At 63.4% G+C, this 22,280-nt stretch carries 16 protein-coding genes and 2 pseudogenes; 9 read left to right on the top strand and 9 right to left on the bottom strand.

Annotation, left to right across the window (positions count from 1 at the left end; genetic code table 11):
- Window positions 1-5: 5 nt before the first annotated feature.
- Window positions 6-1,010: a helix-turn-helix transcriptional regulator gene (locus F812_RS0120335; protein WP_020087826.1), complete on the bottom strand. Its 1,005-nt coding sequence runs from the start codon at window positions 1,008-1,010 to the stop codon at window positions 6-8.
- 305 nt (window positions 1,011-1,315) lie between these two features.
- On the opposite strand from F812_RS0120335, the gene F812_RS24850 reads away from it, so the two are divergent.
- From F812_RS24850 to F812_RS27230, 3 genes and pseudogenes are all read left to right on the top strand, one after another.
- Complete coding sequence (locus F812_RS24850; RefSeq protein ID WP_020087825.1) at window positions 1,316-3,394, top strand: TonB-dependent receptor domain-containing protein; 2,079 nt, start codon at window positions 1,316-1,318, stop codon at window positions 3,392-3,394.
- Window positions 3,395-3,524: 130 nt separating this feature from the next.
- On the top strand, window positions 3,525-3,830 hold the full coding sequence (locus F812_RS0120325; protein WP_020087824.1) for a DUF2218 domain-containing protein: 306 nt from the start codon (window positions 3,525-3,527) through the stop codon (window positions 3,828-3,830).
- Window positions 3,831-3,920: 90 nt separating this feature from the next.
- Window positions 3,921-5,006: pseudogene (locus tag F812_RS27230) on the top strand (NTP/NDP exchange transporter); the annotation flags it as partial.
- A 47-nt stretch (window positions 5,007-5,053) separates the two neighbouring features.
- Here F812_RS27230 and F812_RS26225 read toward each other — a convergent pair.
- The 6 genes from F812_RS26225 to pedF form a co-directional block, all read right to left on the bottom strand.
- Window positions 5,054-6,052 carry a DUF1194 domain-containing protein gene (locus F812_RS26225; RefSeq protein WP_026868311.1) on the bottom strand — a complete coding sequence of 333 codons (999 nt, stop codon included), beginning with the start codon at window positions 6,050-6,052 and terminating at the stop codon, window positions 5,054-5,056.
- A 114-nt stretch (window positions 6,053-6,166) separates the two neighbouring features.
- Window positions 6,167-7,933, bottom strand: coding sequence for a PQQ-dependent methanol/ethanol family dehydrogenase (locus tag F812_RS0120310; RefSeq protein ID WP_198011245.1), 1,767 nt, complete (start codon window positions 7,931-7,933; stop codon window positions 6,167-6,169).
- Between the two features lie 164 nt (window positions 7,934-8,097).
- A complete protein-coding gene (locus F812_RS0120305; protein ID WP_020087819.1) occupies window positions 8,098-9,057 on the bottom strand; it encodes a quinoprotein relay system zinc metallohydrolase 1 in 960 nt (319 codons plus the stop codon).
- On the bottom strand, window positions 9,051-9,881 hold the full coding sequence (locus F812_RS0120300) for a quinoprotein dehydrogenase-associated SoxYZ-like carrier (RefSeq protein ID WP_020087818.1): 831 nt from the start codon (window positions 9,879-9,881) through the stop codon (window positions 9,051-9,053). Before F812_RS0120300 ends, F812_RS0120305 begins: the two co-directional genes overlap by 7 nt.
- Window positions 9,882-9,890: 9 nt before the next feature.
- Window positions 9,891-10,745 (bottom strand): substrate-binding periplasmic protein, encoded by an 855-nt coding sequence (locus F812_RS0120295; protein WP_020087817.1) that lies wholly within the window; start codon window positions 10,743-10,745, stop codon window positions 9,891-9,893.
- A 27-nt stretch (window positions 10,746-10,772) separates the two neighbouring features.
- Window positions 10,773-11,207: a cytochrome c-550 PedF gene (gene pedF / locus F812_RS0120290; protein ID WP_020087816.1), complete on the bottom strand. Its 435-nt coding sequence runs from the start codon at window positions 11,205-11,207 to the stop codon at window positions 10,773-10,775.
- 260 nt (window positions 11,208-11,467) lie between these two features.
- Here pedF and F812_RS0120285 point away from each other — a divergent pair, with 260 nt between their 5' ends.
- The 3 genes from F812_RS0120285 (at window position 11,468) to F812_RS27080 (ending at window position 15,428) form a co-directional block, all read left to right on the top strand.
- Window positions 11,468-12,475, top strand: coding sequence for a YVTN family beta-propeller repeat protein (locus F812_RS0120285; RefSeq protein ID WP_040498971.1), 1,008 nt, complete (start codon window positions 11,468-11,470; stop codon window positions 12,473-12,475).
- Window positions 12,456-13,061 (top strand): rhodanese-like domain-containing protein, encoded by a 606-nt coding sequence (locus F812_RS0120280; protein ID WP_156827574.1) that lies wholly within the window; start codon window positions 12,456-12,458, stop codon window positions 13,059-13,061. The genes F812_RS0120285 and F812_RS0120280 overlap by 20 nt, the downstream gene beginning before the upstream one ends.
- 285 nt (window positions 13,062-13,346) lie before the next feature.
- Window positions 13,347-15,428, top strand: coding sequence for a methyl-accepting chemotaxis protein (locus F812_RS27080; RefSeq protein ID WP_020087813.1), 2,082 nt, complete (start codon window positions 13,347-13,349; stop codon window positions 15,426-15,428).
- A gap of 97 nt (window positions 15,429-15,525) precedes the next feature.
- Here F812_RS27080 and F812_RS0120270 read toward each other — a convergent pair whose 3' ends face one another.
- A complete protein-coding gene (locus F812_RS0120270) occupies window positions 15,526-16,167 on the bottom strand; it encodes a TetR/AcrR family transcriptional regulator (protein ID WP_083929281.1) in 642 nt (213 codons plus the stop codon).
- A gap of 362 nt (window positions 16,168-16,529) precedes the next feature.
- Here F812_RS0120270 and F812_RS25765 point away from each other — a divergent pair, with 362 nt between their 5' ends.
- A complete protein-coding gene (locus tag F812_RS25765; RefSeq protein ID WP_020087811.1) occupies window positions 16,530-19,961 on the top strand; it encodes a cadherin-like beta sandwich domain-containing protein in 3,432 nt (1,143 codons plus the stop codon).
- Between the two features lie 146 nt (window positions 19,962-20,107).
- Here the strand turns inward: F812_RS25765 and F812_RS26220 are convergent.
- Window positions 20,108-20,412 (bottom strand): annotated as a pseudogene (locus F812_RS26220) (CbbBc protein); the annotation flags it as partial.
- A gap of 209 nt (window positions 20,413-20,621) precedes the next feature.
- Between F812_RS26220 and F812_RS0120255 the strand changes: the two are divergent.
- Window positions 20,622-21,275 carry a DUF47 domain-containing protein gene (locus tag F812_RS0120255; protein WP_020087810.1) on the top strand — a complete coding sequence of 218 codons (654 nt, stop codon included), beginning with the start codon at window positions 20,622-20,624 and terminating at the stop codon, window positions 21,273-21,275.
- Window positions 21,276-22,271, top strand: coding sequence for an inorganic phosphate transporter (locus F812_RS0120250; RefSeq protein ID WP_020087809.1), 996 nt, complete (start codon window positions 21,276-21,278; stop codon window positions 22,269-22,271).
- The last annotated feature ends 9 nt before the right edge of the window (window positions 22,272-22,280 follow it).

The following is a 22,280-nucleotide window of genomic DNA, read 5'->3' as shown; positions in this document are numbered from 1 at the left end:
CTCTGCTAGCGCTTGATCGCCTTGGGCAGGATGCCGAAGGCGCGGCGAAATGCAGTGGTGAAGTTGGCCGGGTTCGAATAACCGGCGAGGAAGGCGGCTTCTCCGATGCTGAGGCCGTCGCGTTCGAGTGCGTCGCGCGCCTTGTCGAGCTTTCGTGCACGCAGGAAATCGACAACCGTGGTTCCGTATGCCGCCTTGAAGCGGCGCTGCAGCGAGGTGGGGCTCACGCCGATCTCGCGCGCGATCTCCGGGAGGCTCAGCACCTTGTCGAGATTGGCCTCGATGTAGTCGCGCGCCGCCCGCGCCTTGCGGGCATCGCGTGTCGCGAGCCCGGTGGTGATTGCGGGCGCGTCCTCGCCGCCGAGGGTCGAGACGGCTTCGGCGATCATCTCGATGCTGCGACTTTCGATGTACATGTCCCTGAGAACGGTGCAGTGGTCGGGTGGATTGAGGATCTGCTCGGCCAGCGCGAGCAGGCGCGGGGAGGCCCGCCAGGTGGCGTGCGAGAGATGCGACGTCGTGAACTGGCGCAGACGCTGTCCGTTGCTGCCGTCGGCCATCTCCGCGAGCCAGTCTCCATCGACGGAGACGGTGACCTTGCGGGTGCGGTCGCCCTTATGAGCGCGGCGTGTCATGACGGCGTGTTCCGTCAGCATCAGCGCGCTGCAGTCGGCATTCCGCAGGGCGTTGCGGCGGTCCGCAGCGAGAAACTGGCGGTTGTCGATGGAGAAGTCGACGAGGCCATCCAGCACGACGAAGAAGGTGAGGTCCGGCCCGGCGACGAGCTGCGTCGTCATCTCGTGCAGATCCCTGATCTCGGTCGCGTGGAGCACGATGCCGGACTTGAGGCGGCAGAGCAGGAAGCGGCCCTCGATCGCGTTGTCGCTGGGTTCGAGATCCGGCCGGATGAACGTGTGGTCGGTGCCGGCGTGGTGCATCTGGCGCGAGATCTCCGCACAGCTCACCTGCGGGCGCTCGCATCCCCTCGATACGTCTGTGGTGATGGCCATCTACTTTCCCCCGAACGTGTCGGTCCGGCGCTCGTCCGTTCCGCCCCCCGGCTTTGATACCGGCATCCGTGTTCGTTTCTAACGGACGACCGGAAAACCGCTGTTTCGTCAAAAACCTTTGGCGATCGCGCAAAGGCATCGCCGCTGGGCATGCTAGGCCCCAACTTATAAACTTGAAAGTAACAGTCAAGGTTATGCAGAGTGACTGGGGTATTTGGGGGACTGGAATGACTAAAGTTGGATGCGGAGTGCGCTCAGCCGGCCGGGGGGCCGCTGGCGGGTACGGATTATCGCTGGTTGCCTTGATGTTGGCTGCGCCCGGCGCCGCACAGGCTCAGAGCGCGGCTGACAAAAGTCAGCCGCTGCCGCCGATCACGGTCGAAGCTGCCAAGCCTGCCAAGAGCAAGGCAAAGAAGAAAGCGCCCGCTCCCGCGCCTCTCGAAGCTGTGGCCGAGCCGGAATCGTCCGCCGAGCTACCAGTCGATCAGGTGACCGTCAAAGGTCCGCTGGGCAAGGGGGCTGATGTCACGATCACGCAAGGGGAGCTGGCGCGGACGCAGCCGCAGAACATCCAGGATCTCTATTCCCGCGAGACGGCGGTCACGGCGGGCGGTACCACGCAATCGAGCACCAAGGTCTACGTGCATGGCATTGAGGAGACGATGCTCAATGTGCAGATCGACGGCGCGCGGCAGGCGCAGCGCAACGGCTTCCACCACAACGGGAACAACGTCATCGATCCCTCAATGCTGAAGGGCGTTGCCGTCGATGCGGGTGTCTCGAGCGCAGACGCTGGCCCCAACGCGCTGGGCGGCGCCATCCGTTACACGACGAAAGACGTCTCCGACCTTCTGAAAGAGGGCCAAAAGCTCGGCGGCTTTGCCGAGCTCAGCTACGATACCAATGCGAACGTGTTCAAGAAGAGTGGCGCCGCCTACGGAAAGAGCAATGGCTTCGAGATCCTCGGCTATGCGTCGGGATCGGACGGGGATGCTTACGAGGACGGCCGCGGCAACATCGTGGCCGCGACGGATGTCGATCTCGTGAACTACCTTGGCAAGCTGGCCTATGAGTCGGCCGATGGGCATCGCTTCTCGGCGTCAGCGGAACACATCAGCGACGAGGGCCTTCGCCCATTCCGCACCAACCTCAGCGTGCTGCATCCGGGCTTTGGTCCCGCGTTCGCGATCTCCGAGCGCGATACCTACACGTTCCAGTACAGCACGACCCGGCCGACGGCCTGGTACGATCCCGAGGTTTCTTTCTATTACAACGACAGCCAGCTCGAGCGGCGCCGGCCGGCCGGGGTGTGCGGCGTGGCGGCGGCCAGCTTCGGATGCACCGCTTACGGCACTGTCGATATCGAGAGCATCGGCGGAAAGGTGCAGAACACCTTCGTGGTCGGCCCCGGAAAGCTCACGGCGGGCGTGGACTTCTATCGTGACGAGACGACGACCGTGCATCCCTCCAACATGCACGTGAATTTTGCGGGCCGCTTCGGCGAGACGCTCACCAACTTCGGCGCTTATGTGCAGTACCGCTTCGAGCCGATCGAGCATCTGCGCGTCTCGACCGGTCTGCGTGCGGACGCCAACAGGCTCGAAGCCGCGGATGGGAGCGATCTCGACACGAGCGGGGTGAGCCCCAACATCGCGCTCGAGTACGACCTCACGCGTCAGATCACGGCGAAGGCATCCTACGGCTACAGCTTCGGCGGCATTCCGCTCTACGAGGCGATGCTGCTGCGGCCTAACAATCCCTCGGCGTACGCCCCGGGACTAGATCCGCAGAACTCGGAAAGCTACAAGGCCGGTCTGCAGTTCTCGGAGAGCGGCCTCCTGATCGAGGCCAGCTACTTCAACACGCGCATCCAGGATCCGGTCTGCCCCAGCTGCGCGGTGGTCGTGAACGACGACGACATCGAAACCCGCGGCGTGGACGTCTCGGCGCGCTATTCGTGGCGCTCCGGCACGATCGGCGCCAACTACATCCATGCGGTCACCGAGTACGGAGACGGGCCGTTGACGACCACGAGCTGGTACTATGGCACGCCCATCGGCGACCAGCTCAAGATATACGGCCATTACGAGTTCGCGAACACGGGGCTGGCGGTCGGCTTCCTGTCGCAGATCGTGTTCGACTACGACGACCTGGAGTTCGTGCCGGGTCCCGGAGGCCCGTATGGGGTTCTCGAGGGCTATGACGTTCACAACATCTACGCCCAGTGGGTCCCGAACTTCGCTCAGAGCCTGACGCTTCGTGCCGATGTGCTGAACCTGTTCGACACCTACTACATCGACCGGGCGAACGCGTTCGGCGGAACGCTGGTGCCGATCGCCAACCAGGGCCGGACGTTCCTGCTCTCGGGCAAGGTCGAGTTCTGACCGGCATAGGGCTGCTGCCGGGCGAGATCAACGAGCTGCCCAGCCGCTGCACTTAAGGGAACGGCCAGCTCGACCGGCTGGCCGTTTCACCTATTCAGCTAGCACTGCCATGAGCGGGGAGGCTCGGGACATGTACATTGCAGAAGCGCGGGTGACGTCCGAAAAGGCGAGCCGCTATCTTATTCAGCTCTGCAAGCATTTCGCGCACAAGACGCCGGCCGAATACGACGACAAGCAAGGCCGCGTCGATTTCCGCCCGGGTCTGTGCCTGATGACAGCGGCGGGCGACGAGCTGGTGGTGCGCTGCGAGGCAGGCACGGAGCCTGAGCTTACCCGCGTGAAGCTGATCGTAGAGGACCATCTGGTGCGGTTCGGATGGCGGGAGAAGATTGGCGTGAGCTGGGCCGAGCCAGATGCCGCCAACGGTACTGGCTGAGGCTCGGGCGGCCGCTCGCCGAGCCCGCTAGCTCTCTCGCGCGAGACATGCGAGGTTCCGCGAAGGGGCCGCGCAGAGGGGGCAAATCAGATGGATCTAGACGAGGCGCCGGTGCCGGAGCGCTCGCTCGTGCACAAACTCCTGCGGCGTGCCGTGGATGTCGAACGGTCCGAGGTGGTCGCGGCGCTGGGATCGTTCGTGACGTTCGCGCTGGTGCTCGGCGGATACTACCTCATCCGCCCGGTGCGCGAGAACATCAGCGCGGAAGCGACCGCGGATCAGCGCCAGCTCTGGTTCCTGCTGGTGTTTCTCGCGATGCTCGCCGCCGTTCCCGTGTTTGGCTGGGTTGTGGCGCGGGTGCCGCGCAAGGCGGTGCTGCCCGGCGTGTATGCCTTCTTCGTCGGGCTCATGCTGTTCTTCTGGGCGGCGCTACGCGCGGACGGGACCGGCGCGCTCGGTGGCGCCTTCTTCGTGTTCGGCAGCGTCTTCAACCTGTTCGTCGTCTCGCTGTTCTGGATCCTGATGTCGGACATCTACGACAGCGCGCAGGCAAAGCGCCTCTATGGCTTCATCGCGGCGGGTGGCACGACGGGGGCGGTTCTCGGCCCGTTCGCCGCGAACGGCTTGGTCCGGATCGTCGGGCAGGAGAACCTTCTGCTGATTGCGGCTCTGATTTTCGTTGTGGCGGCTGCGCTTTCGGTTTGGCTGCGCGGGGTGGCGATTCGCTCTGCGCCGGAGAGTGCTGCGCTCGACGAGCCGCCCACGCTGCGCACGCTTCTCTCGGGCGCGGAGCGCGTCGTGCGCGACAGCTACCTTCTGCGTATTGCGGGGTATGTGCTGATCGCCAACCTGCTTTCGACCTTCTTCTATCTCGAGCAGTCACGGCTCGCGGGCGAGACGATTGCGGATGCGACGGCCCGTGTCCAGTTCTTTGCCGAGCGGGACCTGATCACAAGCATCCTCACGGTGCTGGTGCAGGTGTTTCTCGCCGGGCGGGTGATGTCTTGGCTTGGCGTCAGCGCGGCGGCCTCGGTGCTGCCCGCGCTGACCGTGCTCGGGCTCGCGATCTACGCCGCATGGCCCGAGCTTCATGTGGTAGCGGCGATCATGGTGGCGGAGCGGGTGGCCGCATTCGCGCTCTCCAATCCTGCAACCAAGGTTCTCTACACGGCCGTCGACGCGGATGAGCGCTACAAGGCGCAGAACTTCATCGACACCGTGATCTATCGCGGAGGAGATGCGCTGTCGGGGGCGGTGTTCAACGGGCTCACGAAGGCGATGGGGCTGCCGCTCGCGGCCGTCGCGCTCGCTTCGATCCCGGTTGCGGGGCTGTGGCTCTTCATGTCGTCGCGGTTCGACGCGGCGCTCAAGGCGCGTCTGGCGGAGGGCGTGAGATGAAGGGGCGTTGAAGCCGGCGCGCTGATCTCGGTGATGAACTTGCGCCGGAAGGAGCGGCCGAAGTCCTCGTATCCGTCAGCGGGCGAGATGAAGCTTCCCGGCCCGCCGACGACGTGGGCGTTGTACCATGCGTCAAGCGTGGTGCTATCGCGGTCGAGCCCCAGGTCTTCGAATGCGAAGCCAGGCCTGCGGAAGGTTCCCGCGCCCACGACGTCGTTCTCGCCCGCCACGATGATCGGCAATCCGTTGAGCGTTGCGCCGCCTTTCACGAGCGTGTCGCGTGCCGTGTTGGAAGCGGCGGAGACCTCGCAATTGTCGATGCCGTCGCCGGAGACGTCGATGACAACGCGGTCCGCGCGGGCGGGAAGAGCCGGCATCGTTTCGGATTCGACGCTCCGCAGCATGCGGGCGAGGCAGGTGTATTGGCCGGAGTGATGGGGGAGGCTGCGAACGCGCCGTGCCACCTCGAATGCGTCGGACTGATTTCGGATCAACTGCCAGGGCATCGCGAGCTTCGCGTCGTCCGCCCAGGCGACGAGCGAGAGCATGATGGCGCCTTTCGCTCCGCCGGTGATGGCGTCGAGCACGGCGGGGTCCTCGATGGCGCGGGCGATGCCTTCCATCTGAAGCCTGTAACGGGCCTCGTCCACAGAGTCTGAAACGTCGACGGCAAGGACCAGAGCCGTATCGATCTCGGCCGGTGCCTGGGCCGTTGCCGACGAGACGGCCCATAGTGCAATCAAGGCCGGGGCGGCGAACGCCAGTGCGTAGCGCACCGAGATGCGTGATCTCGCGGAGAGAGCGGCGGGCGGTGGCATGCTCATGACGGCTGCGGGCGACGGATGGGATGCGCCATGATGGCGTGAAGCTCCTCGAAAAGAAAAGGGGGCAGGACGCCAGAAGCGGCCCGCCCCGGAGGAGAGGAGGAAGAGACGTCGTTATTTGGCTTCGGCCAGCTTCTTAGGAAGCTTGAACGTCCAGAGCATGCCGCCCTGATTCAGGTTGGCGACGGTCTTGGCGACCTCGCCACCCCAAAGAGGCACTGCACCACCCCAGCCCGACAGAACGGAGACGTACTGCTCGCCGTCCTGCTCCCAGGTGATCGGAGGAGCGACGATCCCCGAGCCGGTGTTGAAGCTCCAAAGCTGCTTGCCGTCCGTGGCATCGAGGGCCTTGAGCTCGCCTTCGGGCGTGCCGAAGAACACAAGGTTCGAGCCGGTCGTCAGCACGCCGCCCCACAGCGGCGCCCTGTTCTTGTAAGTCCACACGATCTTGCCCGTGGCCGGATCGACGGCCTTCAGCGCGCCGATGTGGTCCTCGAAGATCGGCTTGATGGTGAAGCCAGCGCCGAGGTAGGCCGCGCCCTTCTTGTAGGTGACGGGCTCGTTGTGGAGATCCATGCCCCACTCGTTGGCGGGCACATAGAAGAGCTTGGTGTCGGGGCTGTAGGCCATCGGCTGCTGGTTCTTGCCGCCGAGGAAGCTCGGCACGGCGAAGATCGACGAGCCCTTCTTGCCATCAGCGGCCTTCTTCGGATCGCCCGGGCGGTTCGCGGGATCGAACACCGGACGGCCGTCCTTGCCGATCTCCTTGGCCCAGGAAATCTGCTCGACGAACGGCGTCGCGGAGATGAATTTTCCGTCCTCGCGGCCGAGCACGTAGAAGAAGCCGTTGCGGTCGGCCGTGGCCACGGCCTTGGTGCCGTTGAGGTCGAAAGAGACCACCTCGTTCACGCCGTCATAGTCCCAGCCGTCGTTCGGCGTGGTCTGATAGCCCCACTTGATGTTGCCGGTCTCGGGATCGATCGCGATGCGCGAGCACGACCACTTGTTGTCGCCCGGGCGCATGTGGCTGTTCCAGGGAGCCGGGTTGCCCGCGCCCACGAAGATCAGGTTGGTCTCGGGATCGTAGGTGCCGCCGAGCCAGGTGGCGCCGCCGCCCGTCTTCCAAAGATCGCCCGGCCAGGTCTCGCCCTGCTTGCCGGTCATCGTCGAGGGCTTGCCGTTGAGCGTGCCGACGTGGCCTTCGATGGTCGGGCGCGACCAGACCAGCTCGCCGTCATCGACCTTTCGCGCTTCGACGCGGCCGACGATGCCGAACTCGCCGCCCGAGACGCCGGTCACCACGATGGGTCCGTGTGCCTTGGAAGGAACGATGAGGGGGGCTGCGGTGTAGGAGTAGCCGCCCTTGTAGTCGTCGATCTCCTTGGTCCAGACGACCTTGCCGGTCTTCTGGTTGAGGGCGACGAGCTTGGCATCGAGCGTGCCGAAGATCACCTTGTCGTTGATGAGGGCTGCACCGCGATTGACGACGTCGCAGCACGGCAGAATGCCTTCGGGCAGGCGATGATCGTACTGCCAGAGCTCGCGGCCGGTCTTCACGTCCACGGCCCACATGCGGCTGTAGGAGCCGGTAACGTAGAGCACGCCGTCCTTGACGAGAGCCTGCGCCTGCTGGCCGCGCATCTTCTCGCCGCCGAGCGACATGGCCCAGGCGGGCACGAGCTGCGCGACGTTGTCGGCGTTGATGGTCTTCAACGGGCTGTAACGCTGGCCCTGCGTTCCAAGGCCAGAGGTGACCACGTCGTTCGTCGTGGTCGCGTCGTTCACAATGTCTTCGATTGAAACGTCGGCGAGTGCAGGTGCAGCCAAGCCTGCGAGCATCGCGCACACACTTGGCGCGATCAAAACTTTCCAGGACTTCATTGGGATCCCCTTCTTGTTGCGTTTCCCACCTGCTTCCGGATTATTTCCCGCTACGAAATGGGAAGAATGCAGGTCGAAGAGGACGTTATTCGAGCTTGAAGTCGGGAATAATTGGCAATTGGTCTATTCGCCTAAAGTCGCAGCTTTGTGAAATGTCAATTGCGTCAGGATTTCTGATCCACGCGCGGAAGTTTTTCGGCTTCGAGCTTCGGATAAAGATGCATCACGCTGCGCTCGTACTCGTAACGAGAAACCGCAATATTCTCGGCCCATTTCGGCAGTGGCAGCGCCATGGCCTCGTTCATGTCGAGGCCGCGGTCGAAGGCATCCCTGATCATGGCTTCGATGCCTTCGAGCCATTCGCGCGTCTGGCGGATTCCGCGATCGCCGGGCTCGGCTGGTCCGTGGCCGGGGATGAGACGATTGTGTGGAATTCCTCCCAGGTTCGCGAGGCTGATGCGCCAGCGCTCAAAATCGGCGTGCGGCGTGGTCGGCGCGCGGTCCAGGAACACGAGGTCGCCTGAGATCAAGACGCCCGAGACCTCGTCGAACAGGACGAGATCGGATGCGGTGTGACCGCGCATCGGCAGAGCCCGGATGCGGCGATCACCGAAATCCTCGACCGGAGCGGAGAGGATGACCTTAGGCAGAACGACCTCGGTACCGCGCATCCAGTCGCCGACGGTTTGATACATGGAATCGGAAAATCCTTCGCCGAGGGCTTTCATGCCGTCGACAACACCCTGCGTGGTGGCGATGAGGGCCGGATCGAAGGCTTGGTTTCCGAAGCAATGATCGGGATGGAAATGCGTGAGGTACACACGCGCCACGCTTTTGCCGGTCAGCTCCTGGGCGAGCTTGAGGAGCGCCTCGCCGTAGCGGAGCGACGGACCGGTATCGACGACGATGGCGCCGGCGGACGAGTCGAGAATGGTGATGTTGGCGATGGCCCCGCCGTTCTCCTGCGTGATGGCCTGCTGTGCACCGGGCACCATCCAGATGCCCTGCTCTAGCTTTTCGGGACGCAGCTCGTAGGTGAGGGGCGCGGCGTGCGCTTTGCTCGGAAGCAGGGGAAGGCTCGCTGCTCCGGCAACGAGTTTCAGCGCGTTGCGGCGGGTCAGCATCGTGCGGGTCCCTGCTCGAGAAGCTGCTTCGTAGGTGCGAGGATGCTCTGCCGCCAGGGAGCCGGAACGGAGGAGCGATAGATGGCGCCGTTGTTGTCGCGTCCCTGCACGTCGAGCGCGGTGTCGCCCGCGGGCAGGCGAACCAGCAGCGTGAGCGTGGGATCCTGGCTCACGGGCTCATACATCTCGAGCAAGGCAAGCGGCTCGCCCTTGTTTCCCTTGAACTCCATGCGCTCGATGTAATAGGCGGGCGTGTTGTCCTTCGCGAGGCCGGTGTCCATCGGATGGCGAATGCGGAAGCGCAGGCGCGAGAAGCCGTCCGCTTCGCGCCAGAGGCGTCCGCTTGCCTGGCCGAGCGTTTCCGACCAGGAGGCTTCGCCGCGCCCGACCGCGGGAGCCGAGCATCCGCCGCCCGCTGCGTTGAGGAAGATGCCGCCCACGTGCCAGACCCCGTCACTCGTCAGCGCGGCCGCGCGGATCGGCGTTGCCTGCTCGATCTTCATGCGGAACGAGATGAAGGGAGCGGCTTGGCCGGGCGTTAGCGTGAGCGCGTGCTGGATCGGGTTGAGATCGGCGAACACGATCATCTTCACGACGTTCGGAAGTGCGCGCGCGTCGGCGGTGACAGGTACCTGAGCCTGATTTTCAACGGTCGACGGCACGCTGATCTTCACGCGCTCGTCGAACTCGATGGCGTGTCCCGAGAGAAGCCGCTCGGCCATATCCTGCCAGTTCGGAGATTGCAGAGGATCCTGCGGCGGTGCCGCCGATGCAATGCCGAAGCTGGTTGCGAGAAAGAGCAGGAAGAAAGCCGTGCGCATCATGTGCGTGTCCTAGGGCGGTGGAGGTGGCGGCACGTAGGTGACGCCGTGGGCTTCGAACATGCGGGATAGTTCGCCGGTTTCGCGCAAGCGCTTCAAGGCGGCCTCGATCGCGTATCCGAGATCGCGGCTGTTCTCCTTCCACGCCATGCCGACGAGCCAGTCGGTTCGAACGATGCCGGGCATCGGCGGTTCCACCAGCGTGGGCTTCATGCCGTCGCGATGAAGGAGGGATTCGATTTTCGAACGAACCCCCATCAATGCGGCCGTATCCTTCGAAATGAACTCGCGTGCTCCCAACTCCGGTTTCACATGATGCGAAACGTTGGAGATGAGCGCTCCATCTTCGTAGGTCATTAGAAAGTAGTCGGCAACCGTCGCGAGCTGCACGCCGATCTTCTTCGTCTTGAAAACATCGAAGTTGGGATTTGTTCCGGTCAGCTCGGGATGAATGGCCACGGCGACGCGTTCCTGAAAATACGCGTTGCCGAGAACCGCTTCGCGATTGCGGAGCGCGAACTCGCGATCGATGGGCACGTGCATCATCACGTCGCCGGTTCCGCCGCCGGTCAGCGGGCCGCGCCAGACGTTGGCGCGCAAGTCGTCATCGGCTTTCTCGCCCTGCATCCTGAGGATAACCTCGGCTTTGACGCCGAGCTCGCGGGCGATGGCGTGCGCGAGATCGACATCTATTCCGCGCGGCACGCCGTTCTCCTCCTCGGAGAACGGAGCGTTGTCGAGGTAGGCGATGACGCGCAAGGTACCCTCGGCGATGACCTCGTCGAGAGGGCGCGCCGTTACGCTGCTCGAGATCAGGACAGCCCCCAGCAGCACCGTAGAGAAGCGATGAAGGAGCGAGTGGGTCACACTCACGGCCCTCCTTGGGTTCGGCGCTTACTGCTCGCTGAATTTCGACTCGACGTAGGCACGGATGGCCCACATGGCCTCCTGGCTGAAGGTGCCCTCGAAGGCCGGCATGATGGTGGTGCCGTCGGTCTTCTTCGCGCCGTGGCGGATGCGCTCCATGAACCATTCGTCGCCGACCGGACCCTTGTCGAGATGACGAAGGTCAGGCGCGAGGCCGCCCGAAATCACTTCGAGGCCGTGGCAACGCGCACAATTCTGCGTGTAGCCGGACTCGCCGATCTCGATGGCCTTTGCGTTGTCCCGGTAGGGATTTTCTTTGCGCCATTCCTCGCCGAGCGGCTCGAGGCCGGCCGTATCGATCGGCTGGGGCGTCACGTCGCCGTGGGCGAGCACGCGCGTGTTGTCAGTCGCAATCAATAGAATTGCCGCGGCGAGGGCCGCCACGAAAGGACGTACAAACATTCAAAAGCGCTCCGGTTTCCTGCCCGCATCGTTTCTTTGTTGGTTCGCGGAGGCGCAACTTATGTCGGTCGCGGAGCGAACCGATATTGCCCATTGGTGCAAATTTCCCGATTGGATCAGAAAAGTCCCTTCTTTGTCGGGCATTGTACCATGGTCGAATATCTCTGGGATTTTGCGTTTGTCATGCTCGTTTCTTAAGCGGGCTGCCAAAACTCGTGTGCGCCGCGCCCTGCATTCCCGTGTTTGCCAAGGGTTCCGATATGCGCCACATCAGCCTTGCCTGCGCCGTTGCCTCGCTGCTCGCTTGTCCCTACGCGGCGGCGCACGAGGTCTACATCTCGAACGAGAAGGACAACACCGTCTCCGTCATCGAGACGAAGTCGCTTCAGGTCGTGCGAACATTCAAGGTGGGCAAGCGTCCGCGCGGGGTCACGTTCGCGCGTGACTTCAAGACATTCTACGTGTGCGCGAGCGACGACAACGCGGTGCAGGTCTATGATGCGGCGGGCGAGACGCTGCTTCACAATCTTCCGTCGGGCGCTGACCCGGAACAGTTCGCGGTCTCGCACGACGGGCGCCGTCTCTACATCGCCAACGAGGACGATGCGGTGACCACCATCGTCGACATTCCATCGCGGAAGGTGGTGGCGCAGGTGGATGTGGGCGTGGAGCCCGAGGGTATGGCAGTGTCGCCGGACGATAGCATCGCGGTCACGACCTCCGAGACCACCAACATGGCGCACATGATCGACACCCGGACCAACGAGGTTGTCGCGAACGTGCTCGTGGACCAGCGTCCCCGTCATGCCGAGTTCTCGCCGGATGGCTCGAAGCTCTGGGTGTCTTCCGAAATCGGCGGCACGGTGAGCATCATCGATATGGCGAAGAGGGAAGTGGAAACGCGGCTCACCTTCGAAATTCCGGGTGTTGCCCGCGATTCCGTGCAGCCGGTCGGCATCCGGATCACGAGTGACGGCGGCACCGCGTTCATTGCGCTCGGGCCGGCGAACCGCGTGGCGATCGTGGATACGCGCACGCTCAAGGTGATCGACTACGTGCTGGTGGGGCAGCGCGTCTGGCATCTCGCTTTGACGCCCGAGGAGAACATGCTCTTCACCACCAACGGGGTGTCGAACGACGTGACGGTGATCGATACCGGCACGCGCAAGCCCATCAAATCCATCAAGGTCGGCCGCTATCCTTGGGGCGCGGCGGTCCGCCCCATGCCGACGCACACGTCCGGAACCCATGAGACCGAGACACGCTGAGCGCGGGACGCGGTTATCGAGCCGGTGCTGGCTGCTGGTTGCCGCCATGCTCGCGGCGCCGGGGCTTGCGCATGCGGCGGACAATTTCGATCCAGCGACCGGCTATCGGATTTCGCGCTATCGCGCGCCTGTGCCGGAGAGCGTTCCGGGCGGCGCGCGCGTCGACTCCGAAGCGGTGAAGCGTCTCGTCTCGGAGAAGAGTGCTCTTCTGATCGATGTCATGCCGTCCAACGGAGCCGGGCTCGACACGGCGTCGGGGCGGTGGCGCATGCTCCGGCAGCATGAGCACATTCCGGGCTCCACGTGGCTTCCGGACGTCGGGGCTGGCGCGCTTACGCCGCTGATGGAGTCCTACTTCAGGGACGAACTCGCCCGGCTGACGCAGGGAGACCGGGCGCGCGCGCTCGTGTTCTATTGCCAGGCGGATTGCTGGATGAGCTGGAACGCGACCAAGCGCGCTTCGGAGTACGGGTATACAACTCTCTATTGGTTCCCCGAGGGGACGGACGGCTGGCGCGACTGGGAAGGGCCGCTGGTGCCTGCAACTCCGGTACCCGTGGCCGGAGCCGCGCTCGATCGCGGCTAATCTTTTTCAGTCTCGCTCGGCCTTCATTTCGATCCATCCTTTTTCACACTCTATATATGCGTGCGCGTCGGGCTCGCATTGTTTGGCCTTTTTCTCCCGGAGATCCGTGTTTCTCTCTTTTTTTTCGTATTCCCCCGTGGGCGATGTGAGGGCGGGGCGTTGCCCTAGCCCGTTCCGCCCCGCGCGGTCCGATGAAAGAAAATTTCCGACTGCTATAAGTTTAAGCGTTTTTCCATCAAATGTCTGCAAATGTATGTTTTATCAGCTTCTTCTTGGGTCACTGTCATGCATATGCATTCGCTTCCCGTGAAAATCGCGCTCGTCGCTGCTGCAACGATCGCAACTGTTTTTGGTATCGGAACGTATTTTCTCGCTTCGAATGCGGGGCACGTTCTGGATCAGCAGAACGCCGAAATTCAGACCGGAATCGGTCAAGTGGAGGCTTTGAATACCAGCCGCAAACTGGATGTCGCCGCCCGGGTGGCCCAGAATATCGCGTCCGTTTCCGTTGCCATGAAAACAAAGGGCATTGTGGATCGTGATGGTCTCGACCAGACGCTCAAGCAGCTTCTCGAGACGAACCCTGAGTTGCTCGGTACCTGGACGGGTTGGGAGCCTGACGCTCTCGACGGGAAGGACAAGGAGTTCGCGGGCGCCACCGCCCATGATGCGACCGGCCGTTTCGTCCCCTACTGGAACCGTGCCGACGGCAAGATCGCGCGTGACGTTCTGGTCGATTACACCAAGGAAGGCCCTGGCGATTACTACCAGCAGCCCTACAAGCAGAACCGTGCGGTGGCCATCGAGCCCTACCTTTATCCGATCAACGGCCGTGACGTGCTGATCGCTTCGTTCGGCGTGCCGATCGTGGTCGACGGCAAGACTGTGGGCGTCGGCGGCGTCGATATCAATCTCGAGAGCCTCAACGTCGAGATGCAGAAGATCAAGCCGTTCGGCACGGGCTTCGTGACCGTGGTCTCGTCGGCCGGCCGCGCCGTGACGCATCCGAACACGGCTGCCGTCGGCAAGGCGCTCTCCGAATTCGACGCCCCCTCGGCGAACGCCGCGAAGCAGGCGATCGAGAGCAAGACGTCGGTCTCGATGGATGGCATCGGTCCCGATGGCGAAGGCTGGCATTTCCTTGCCGTTCCGGTTTCGGCTGGCGGCACGAGCGATATGTGGGCGGTCGTGGTCGGCGTGCCGGTTGCTACGCTCCAGGCGACGGTTACCACCACGCAGCGTTCGATGTTCGCGCTGTCGGCGGCCTGCATCGTGCTGATCGCCGGTCTCATGTTCTTCGTGCTCCGCAGCTTCGTCGGCAAGCCTCTGGCTGCGCTCTCCACGTCGTTCGACCGCATGGCGGCCGGCGATCTCGATACGCCCATCCCGGGCGCCGAGCGTCTGGACGAGGTCGGGCAGATCGGCAAGGCTGTGATGCGTGTCCGCGACAGCCTGCAGGAGAAGGCCCGTATCGAGGCCGAAGAGAAGGTGGCTCGTGATGCAGCCCTCGCGGCTCAGCGCAAGTCGGAGATGAACCGTCTCGCCGAGGAGTTCCAGCGTGCCGTTGGCGGCATCGTACAGACCGTGTCGTCGACTGCGACCCAGCTCGAAGGCGCTGCGCTGTCTCTCACCAAGACTGCCGAAACCACGCAGACGCTCTCGACCAGCGCGGCTGCGGCCTCCGAGCAGACCTCGGCGAACGTGGAAGGGGTTGCTGCGGCTTCCGAGCAGCTCGCTTCGACGGTGACCGAGATCAGCCGTCAGGTTCAGGAGAGCAGCACTATCGCCGGCCAGGCCGTGAGCCAGGCGGCAAAGACCAACGAGCAGGTGAATGCGCTGTCGCAGTCCGCTGACCGTATCGGTGACATCGTGAGCCTGATCAACACCATCGCAGGTCAGACGAACCTGCTGGCGCTCAATGCCACCATCGAGGCTGCACGTGCCGGCGATGCGGGCAAGGGCTTCGCGGTGGTTGCCCAGGAGGTCAAGGCGCTTGCCGCTCAGACGTCCAAGGCCACCAACGAGATCGCTTCGCAGGTTTCGGGCATGCAGTCCGCGACGCGTGAAGCCGTCGATGCCATCAAGGAGATCACGAACACGATCAACATGATCTCCGAGATCTCGGTTGCCATCGCTGCCGCCGTCGAGGAGCAGGATGCCACGACGAAGGAGATCAGCCGCAACGTGATGGAAGCCGCGCGCGGTACGTCGGAAGTTGCAAGCAGCATCACCGACGTGACCAACGGCGCTTCCCACACCGGCTCGGCCTCCTCGCAGGTGCTCGCCTCCGCGCGGCAGCTTGCAAGCGAGAGCGGCAACCTTCACTCGCAGGTGGAAAACTTCCTTTCCACGGTGCGTGCGGCCTAACGCACGGGCCGCTTCGAAAGCGGCGCGTCACACAGGACACATCACGGACGGCGCGGTCATCCCGCGCCGTCTTTTTTGTTGCGCAGGTGCGATGAGGCTAGGCGCCGTCTCTCGCTTCCGCGAGCCGCTGCTCGAGATAGGGAACGAGCATCTCGATGGCTTCGCGGCGGACGCCCGTGTAGAGCCCGTTTTCCCGATCGCGATTGAAGAAGATCGAGGAGCTTCCTTCCAGCACGGTTCCGAGCACGTAGAGGGAATCGCGCAGGCGCCGCGCTTTTTCCGCCTGCACCGAGACGCCGAGCGACTTCATGCAGACCTCGACGGCGTTGTCGTAAAGCTGGGCCAAGCCTGCCGCTACCTGCGGATTGTGCGTGGCCATGGCCCAGAGCTCGAGAAAGACAGGGGCCGTTTCCGGTGATACCGCATCGTCGACGAGCCAGGTGACGAGCGCGCGGATCGGGCTTTCCTGCTGGGCTTCAATGGAGGCCACAAGCTCGTCGAAGCGGGCCCGATAGCGCTCGAGGATGCCGTCGAGCATGGCCTCGACGAGTTTGTCACGGGTGGCGTAGTGGTGGGTGACATTCCCGTAGAACACGCCCGCGCGATCGGCGACGGCCTGCAGCGTGAAGCCGGAGAAGCCCTTCTCAGCCAGCACGGCGATGGCCGCATCGATGATCTTCGTGCGGGTGGCCGCCCCCATGCGGTTCGGCTTGCCCGGCGGTTGGGAGGTCGCAGTCATGACGCGATGTATTCACGAGATTGCCTTGGGCGGCAAGCGATTGCAGGCACTTAAGGGAGCTTGAGGGGCGCCGTAGCCTGTTCGCACGCGTGACTACGAAGTTTGGTGCAACTACCAAACTTCGATTGACTGGTGTCAGGACCAATCTTAGGTGTGTTTAGCAGTCTATGCGTGAGTCGGTCTTTTTGGGGCCTTTATCGGCCCGACTTGTGCGGGGGCATGACCGGCTATCCCGAGCGTAGAAGGGAAGCGAACTCCAACATTCAGTCGACGCAGATCCGCGAACCAGCGTTCGCGGAAGCGGGTGTGGTTTGTCTGCGGTCTGTGCAGCTCGCGCAGTCGCAAGCGATGCCGGGGGGCACATGATCGCGCGGGGATTGAAGATCGCATTGGCGATGATGCTGGCGGCGATGGCCGTGGCGCACGCTCCGCGGCAGGCCTTTGCAGCGCCATCGGCCGATTGTGATGCGATCAACACCACCTACGGCGGCGGCATGACGATCGCGAAGCCCGCCGGCAGCAATGTTTTCGACTCCAGAAGCTCTTTCACCCCCGGAGAAGTCATCCGCTACAGCGTGACAAGCGTTTCTGGCACGATGAAGCTGTCGCTGAGCGCTCTCACCGAAAGCATTGCCGCGGTGACAAGTGGCGACTTACTCGTCACTTCGGGCAACTTTCGTGTGCAAACCGTGGGCACCTCCGGCAGCATTTCATTCAGTATCACTTGCGAGACGGGGCCTCCGAATGCCGATCTATCGAACCTCGTCATCTCCAGCGGAATGAGCCCGGCCTTTTCGTCGGCAATCACGAGCTACACGCTGTCGCTTCCTTACTCGGCGTCGACGACAAAGGTGAGGCCGACGGTTTTTCTGCCTAACTCGACGGTGACAGTGAACGGAGTTTCCGTCACCTCCGGAACCCTTTCTGGTGCGATTCCACTGGATGTCGGTCCCAATACGATCAATACAGTCGTGACGGCCGCAGATGGCACGACGACCAAGACCTATTCCGTCGTGGTGACGCGGGCTCCTGATCCGACCAACGCCAATCTCTCGGCGCTTGCGCTGACGTCCGGGACACTCGATCCCGTATTTTCAAGCGGGACGACGAGCTATACGGCGACCGTTTCCAATTCAGTCTCGTCCCTCCAGGTCTCGCCAACCAGCAGTGCAGCGGCTGCGACCATCAAGGTGCAGGGTACGGTGGTTTCCTCCGGAGACACATCAAGCGCGATCGCGCTCGATGTGGGTTCGAACGTGATCAGCATCGAGGTGACGGCCGCGAACGGCACGACGAAGAAGACCTACTCGGTCACCGTGACCCGTGAGGGCTCGAACAATGCCGATCTCGCGAACCTTTCACTGAGCGCGGGATCACTGTCGCCCGCGTTTTCCAGCGGCCAGGCCTCTTACGTCGCGACGGTCGCTTCGAGCGTTTCGAGCATCGCGCTGACGCCCACAACCGATGACGCCAATGCGACGGTGACGGTGGACAATGTGGCGGTAACGTCCGGCGTGGCCACGGCGCCCATCGCGCTCAACTTTGGCTCCAACACGATCGCGGTGCGCGTCACAGCCGAGGATGGGACGACCAGCAACACGTATACGGTCGAGGTCACCCGGGAGGCTTCCACCGATGCAAATCTTTCCGCCCTGAGCATCAGCAGCGGAACGCTCGATCCGGCGTTCGCGAGCGGGACAACGAGCTATACGGTCGAGGTTCCCAACTCCGCCGCCCTGGTCGCGATCACGCCGACCGTTGCCGATGCGAACTCAACCGTCGAGGTCGGGGGGAACGCGGTTGCCTCCGGCACGGCTTCGCCGATGCTCTCGATGTCGGTGGGATCCAATCCGGTGGCCGTCCTGGTCCGGGCGCAAGACGGCACGACGACGAAGACCTATACCGTCGACGTCGTGCGCGCACCTTCGAGCACCGCTGTGCTCAGCGCACTCAGTCTCAGCCAGGGGACGCTCTCTCCTTCATTCTCCGGCAGTACGTACAGCTATTCCGCCACGGTTCCGAATCCGGTCTCGTCGGTGACGGTCACGGCGGGGATCGGCCACTATGCCGCCTCGGCGACGGTCAACGGCTCGATGGTCACGCACGGCACGCCCTCGACGCCGGTCGCGCTCTCCGTGGGTGCCAATACGATCACCGTCGCGGTCACGGCGGAGGACGGTGCAACGACGCAAAACTACACGATCACGCTGATGCGCGCGGCGCCGGGCGTCATCGCCTTCGCGCCCGCGAGTGGCGCGCTGCCGGACGGCATGGCGGGTGAAACCTACGCGGCGGGCATCACCACAAACGCCAACGCAGCGAATACGCCGATATTCTCGATCTCCGCGGGCGCGCTGCCTCCGGGCCTGATCCTCAACGTTTCGACGGGCGAGGTCAGCGGCACCCTCGCTGAAAACGCCCTGGGCGACTACAGCTTCACCATCTCGGCCGAGGACAACGCGTACTTCCAGGGCTCGGCCTCGTACACGCTGAAGGCCGTCGAGAGATCGATCACGGTCTCCGACAAGAGCGTGGATGTGCAGCCGGGCAGCACGCCGCCAAACGTCTATCTCAACAACGGTGCGACTGGCGGGCCGTTCACCTCGGGCGAGGTGGTGACGGTGGAGCCGGCGAACGCGGGCACGGCCCGGATCATTCAGGGCGAGCTGGCGCAGGCGGGACCAACCGGCCCGTTCGGGTTCTACCTGAAGTTCACACCCAACCATGGGTATTCGGGCGCGGCGAAAGTCGGCTTCAAGCTGATCAGCGCGCTGGGCACGTCCAACATGGGCGTCGTGACCTACAACGTTTCCTTCGATCCCACGGCCGTTGCAGCGGAGATCGACGGTCACGTGCACAGTTTCGTTCAGGCGCGGCAGAACCTGGTTGCGTCCAACGTAAAGGTTCCCGGACTCATCGAGCGGCGCCGCATGGGCAAGGCGCGCGATGCGGTGACGACGCTCGCCTCGCCGAATGGCAACGGCATGATGCTCGGCATGTCCACGAGCCTTGCCGAGATGCGCGCAGCCCAGAGTGGTGGCCTGTCCGCTCAGCAAGCGTTCAACGTCTGGGTGGATGGCACGCTGATGGCCCACAAGCGTGACGAGACCGATGGCGATTGGGGCACGTTCGGTATGCTTTCGGTGGGCGCGGACTATCTGCTGTCGCCGCGTGCGCTCGTTGGTGTGTCGCTGCACGTCGACCGGATGACGGATCCGACCGACGAGGATGCCGAGCTCAAGGGTACGGGCTGGCTTGCGGGTCCTTATGCGTCGCTCGAGATCGGCTCAGGTGTGTTCTTCGACACCAGCCTTCTCTATGGCGGCTCCTCGAACGACATCGACACGACGTTCTTCGACGGCTCGTTCGATACAACGCGGTGGATGTGGTCGGCGAAGATCTCAGGAGAGTGGAGCCTCGACGAGGTGACGACGCTCACGCCACGTCTTCGCACCGTCTATCTCAGTGAGGAGGTCGAGGACTACGGAGTGGGCAACGCGACCGGCGACAGGCTGCTGCTGCCTGGTTTCACCATGGAGCAGTTCCGCGTCAGCGTAGGCGCGGATTTCGAGCGGCGCTATCTGCTCGAGGACGGGCTGCTGCTTACGCCGAGGATCGGTGCCACGGCGGGTATTGCCTCGCTGGACAACAGTGGCGTGTTCGGCTCGGTCACGGCGGGGCTTGCCCTGTCCGACGGTTTCAACTGGGATCTCGACGCGTCTATTCTCTTCGGTTTCGAGAACGACGGAGAACTCGGGATCGGCGGAAAGCTTGGCGGCAGCCTCCGGTTCTGAACCGGAGCGTCAAGCCAGCGCCCGGCCATCCTAGCCGAGGGGTGGCCGGGGGCTTTTTTTTAAACGGCAGCCGGGAAGACCCTCCGCGCTCCTTCGTCTGTCAGGGAGAGGCGCGTGCGCTGGGTGCGGTCACAATCGGTTCAGGTCCGCAGCGCGGTGACGGTGTGGCTCCGGAAAAAGGACGGCGACACGCGCTTGTCGGTCGCCTCCCAGGCCACTGCTTTGACGCGGTCCTCGCAGAATGCGAACGAGGATCCGTGCTCGGGATCGCCCCCCAGGCGCAGCCCGGGCAATGGAAACCGTCGGGTTGATTGGCCTTGAGCGTGGCGGCTGCGCCTGAGAGAGGGGGGCCGCCCGCTAGGAGTCTCTTTCCACAGCTCTTGAGAGCGTCCCAGGCGCCTCCGGGTTTACCCACCGCCCGCATCCCACGATCCGGAAGATCATTGTGCATCTGCGAACTGGGGTTTTTCCGCAGTTTGGGCTCCGCTTATGGCTGACATGCCCAAACGGCAGATCCAGATCAGGCGAGGGCTCAGCCGTTCCGTTTGTGTTACTTTTGCGTCAACATTTCACTCAATCCCCGTGCTATTCTTGCACTCAAGAGTGCCATGGGTTAACAGCAGCGACCAACTTTTCGGCTGCTTGACCCAAGGACGCCAAATGGCGATCAAACAAGGCGCATTGGCGAACCTGTTCGGCCCTTCGAACAACGAGAGGTTTGCAGCACTTCTCCAAGATCTGTCCGATACCGTCGTCAAATGCTCGCAGCATTTCCTGGAGACGCAGGCGCGCGATCTGCCCGGCATCGTGGACTTCGAGCACAAGGCGGATGCGCTCGTCGAAGAGATTCACGAGCTCCTCGATAACTCGTTCATCCTGCGGTTCGACATTCCGGATTCGATGAGGCTGACCGACGACCTTGACAACGTCATCGACGGAATGCGCAAGGTCGCGATTCATCTCGACATCTACAGGATGCATGTCCTCGAATTGCGGCCGGAAGCCATCGAGCTCATGCAGCTCAGCGATCACATGGTCTCGCGTCTGCATGCGCTCGTCGCCATGCTGGGAGAGCCGAGGTTGAAGCTCGCGAAAGTCCGCGAGATCGCGCGCACCATCGATGAAGCCGAAGCGCAGGCAGACCGGCTGGTCTCGCGGGTCGAGCACATGCTCGTGGCGGAGTACAGCCAACCGGGCGCCAATGCCATCGGCTTCATCGCTTGGCACCAGCTCTTTCACCTTCTCGAAGAAATGACCGACGACGCCAATCATGTCGCCCGACAGATCCTCTCCCTTGCCCGCAAGGAGGCTTGAATGGATGCGTTGACGACGGGCGTCGTCATCGCTCTCCTTGCGGTTCTCGTCGCAGAATTCGTCAATGGATGGACGGATGCGCCGAACGCCATCGCAACGGTGGTCTCCACCGGCGTGATGACGCCGCGCTCCGCTATTCTGATGGCGGTCGTGCTCAACACGCTCGGCGCCATGTCCGGTACGGCCGTCGCCACGACGGTGGGGCAGGGCATCGTCACGCCGTCCGCCATGACGATCCCGGCCATCACCTCGACCATGGTCGCGATCATCGCGTGGGGGACCCTGGCGGCCAAGCTCGGCATTCCCGTCAGCAAGTCGCACGCCCTTCTGGCGGGGCTCGCCGGAGCGGGCTTCGCAGGCGGCGGGTTCGACGCGCTGCAATGGCACGGGTGGCAGAAGGTCGGCATCGGCCTCGTTTGCTCGATCCTCATCGGGTTCATCATTGCGGTCTTGCTCGTTCGCATCATCATCCGGATCGCAGCGAACGCGTCTCCGCACAGGGCCAAGCGCACGTTCGATTACCTGCAGATGGGATCGGCGGCCTTCATGGCCTTCAATCACGGCCTCAACGACGGGCAGAAGTTCATGGGCGTTTTTGCCCTCACGCTGCTCGCGGGCGGGGTGACGGACGAGTTCTCGATCCCCTGGTGGGTGATACTGATCTGCGCCGTGACCATGGGCATCGGCACGAGCGCGGGCGGCTGGCGCATCATCGAGACCATCGGCAACAAGATGGCGCGTCTCACGTCCTGGCAGGGCTTCGCGGCAACGGCCTCCGCGTCGAGCACCATCTTCGTGGCCTCGCTCTACGGTGTTCCTCTCTCGACGACCCACACGATCACGAGCGCGATTGTCGGCGTCGGCGCGGGTAAGCGTGTTTCGGACGTACGCTGGGGCGTGCTGCGCAGGGTCGTCATGGCTTGGGTGCTGACGTTCCCATCTTGTGCCCTCATCGCCTACGTCGCGGCACTGATCGCGAACCGCCTCTGGGCGTGAGGTCTAGTC

The organism is Hyphomicrobium zavarzinii ATCC 27496 (assembly GCF_000383415.1).
Taxonomy (GTDB): domain Bacteria; phylum Pseudomonadota; class Alphaproteobacteria; order Rhizobiales; family Hyphomicrobiaceae; genus Hyphomicrobium_C; species Hyphomicrobium_C zavarzinii.
Note: the sequence above shows the minus strand (reverse complement) of the source record. Positions and strands in the feature narration are given on the sequence as shown.

Excerpts from the sequence above, each read along its gene's own strand:
- F812_RS0120335 (WP_020087826.1), bottom strand. The coding sequence starts at position 1,010 with ATGGCCATCACCACAGACGTATCGAGGGGATGCGAGCGCCCGCAGGTG.
- F812_RS24850 (WP_020087825.1), top strand. The coding sequence starts at position 1,316 with ATGTTGGCTGCGCCCGGCGCCGCACAGGCTCAGAGCGCGGCTGACAAA.
- F812_RS0120325 (WP_020087824.1), top strand. The coding sequence starts at position 3,525 with ATGTACATTGCAGAAGCGCGGGTGACGTCCGAAAAGGCGAGCCGCTAT.
- F812_RS26225 (WP_026868311.1), bottom strand. The coding sequence starts at position 6,052 with ATGAGCATGCCACCGCCCGCCGCTCTCTCCGCGAGATCACGCATCTCG.
- F812_RS0120310 (WP_198011245.1), bottom strand. The coding sequence starts at position 7,933 with ATGAAGTCCTGGAAAGTTTTGATCGCGCCAAGTGTGTGCGCGATGCTC.
- F812_RS0120305 (WP_020087819.1), bottom strand. The coding sequence starts at position 9,057 with ATGCTGACCCGCCGCAACGCGCTGAAACTCGTTGCCGGAGCAGCGAGC.
- F812_RS0120300 (WP_020087818.1), bottom strand. The coding sequence starts at position 9,881 with ATGATGCGCACGGCTTTCTTCCTGCTCTTTCTCGCAACCAGCTTCGGC.
- pedF (WP_020087816.1), bottom strand. The coding sequence starts at position 11,207 with ATGTTTGTACGTCCTTTCGTGGCGGCCCTCGCCGCGGCAATTCTATTG.
- F812_RS0120285 (WP_040498971.1), top strand. The coding sequence starts at position 11,468 with ATGCGCCACATCAGCCTTGCCTGCGCCGTTGCCTCGCTGCTCGCTTGT.
- F812_RS0120280 (WP_156827574.1), top strand. The coding sequence starts at position 12,456 with ATGAGACCGAGACACGCTGAGCGCGGGACGCGGTTATCGAGCCGGTGC.
- F812_RS27080 (WP_020087813.1), top strand. The coding sequence starts at position 13,347 with ATGCATATGCATTCGCTTCCCGTGAAAATCGCGCTCGTCGCTGCTGCA.
- F812_RS0120270 (WP_083929281.1), bottom strand. The coding sequence starts at position 16,167 with ATGACTGCGACCTCCCAACCGCCGGGCAAGCCGAACCGCATGGGGGCG.
- F812_RS25765 (WP_020087811.1), top strand. The coding sequence starts at position 16,530 with ATGATCGCGCGGGGATTGAAGATCGCATTGGCGATGATGCTGGCGGCG.
- F812_RS0120255 (WP_020087810.1), top strand. The coding sequence starts at position 20,622 with ATGGCGATCAAACAAGGCGCATTGGCGAACCTGTTCGGCCCTTCGAAC.
- F812_RS0120250 (WP_020087809.1), top strand. The coding sequence starts at position 21,276 with ATGGATGCGTTGACGACGGGCGTCGTCATCGCTCTCCTTGCGGTTCTC.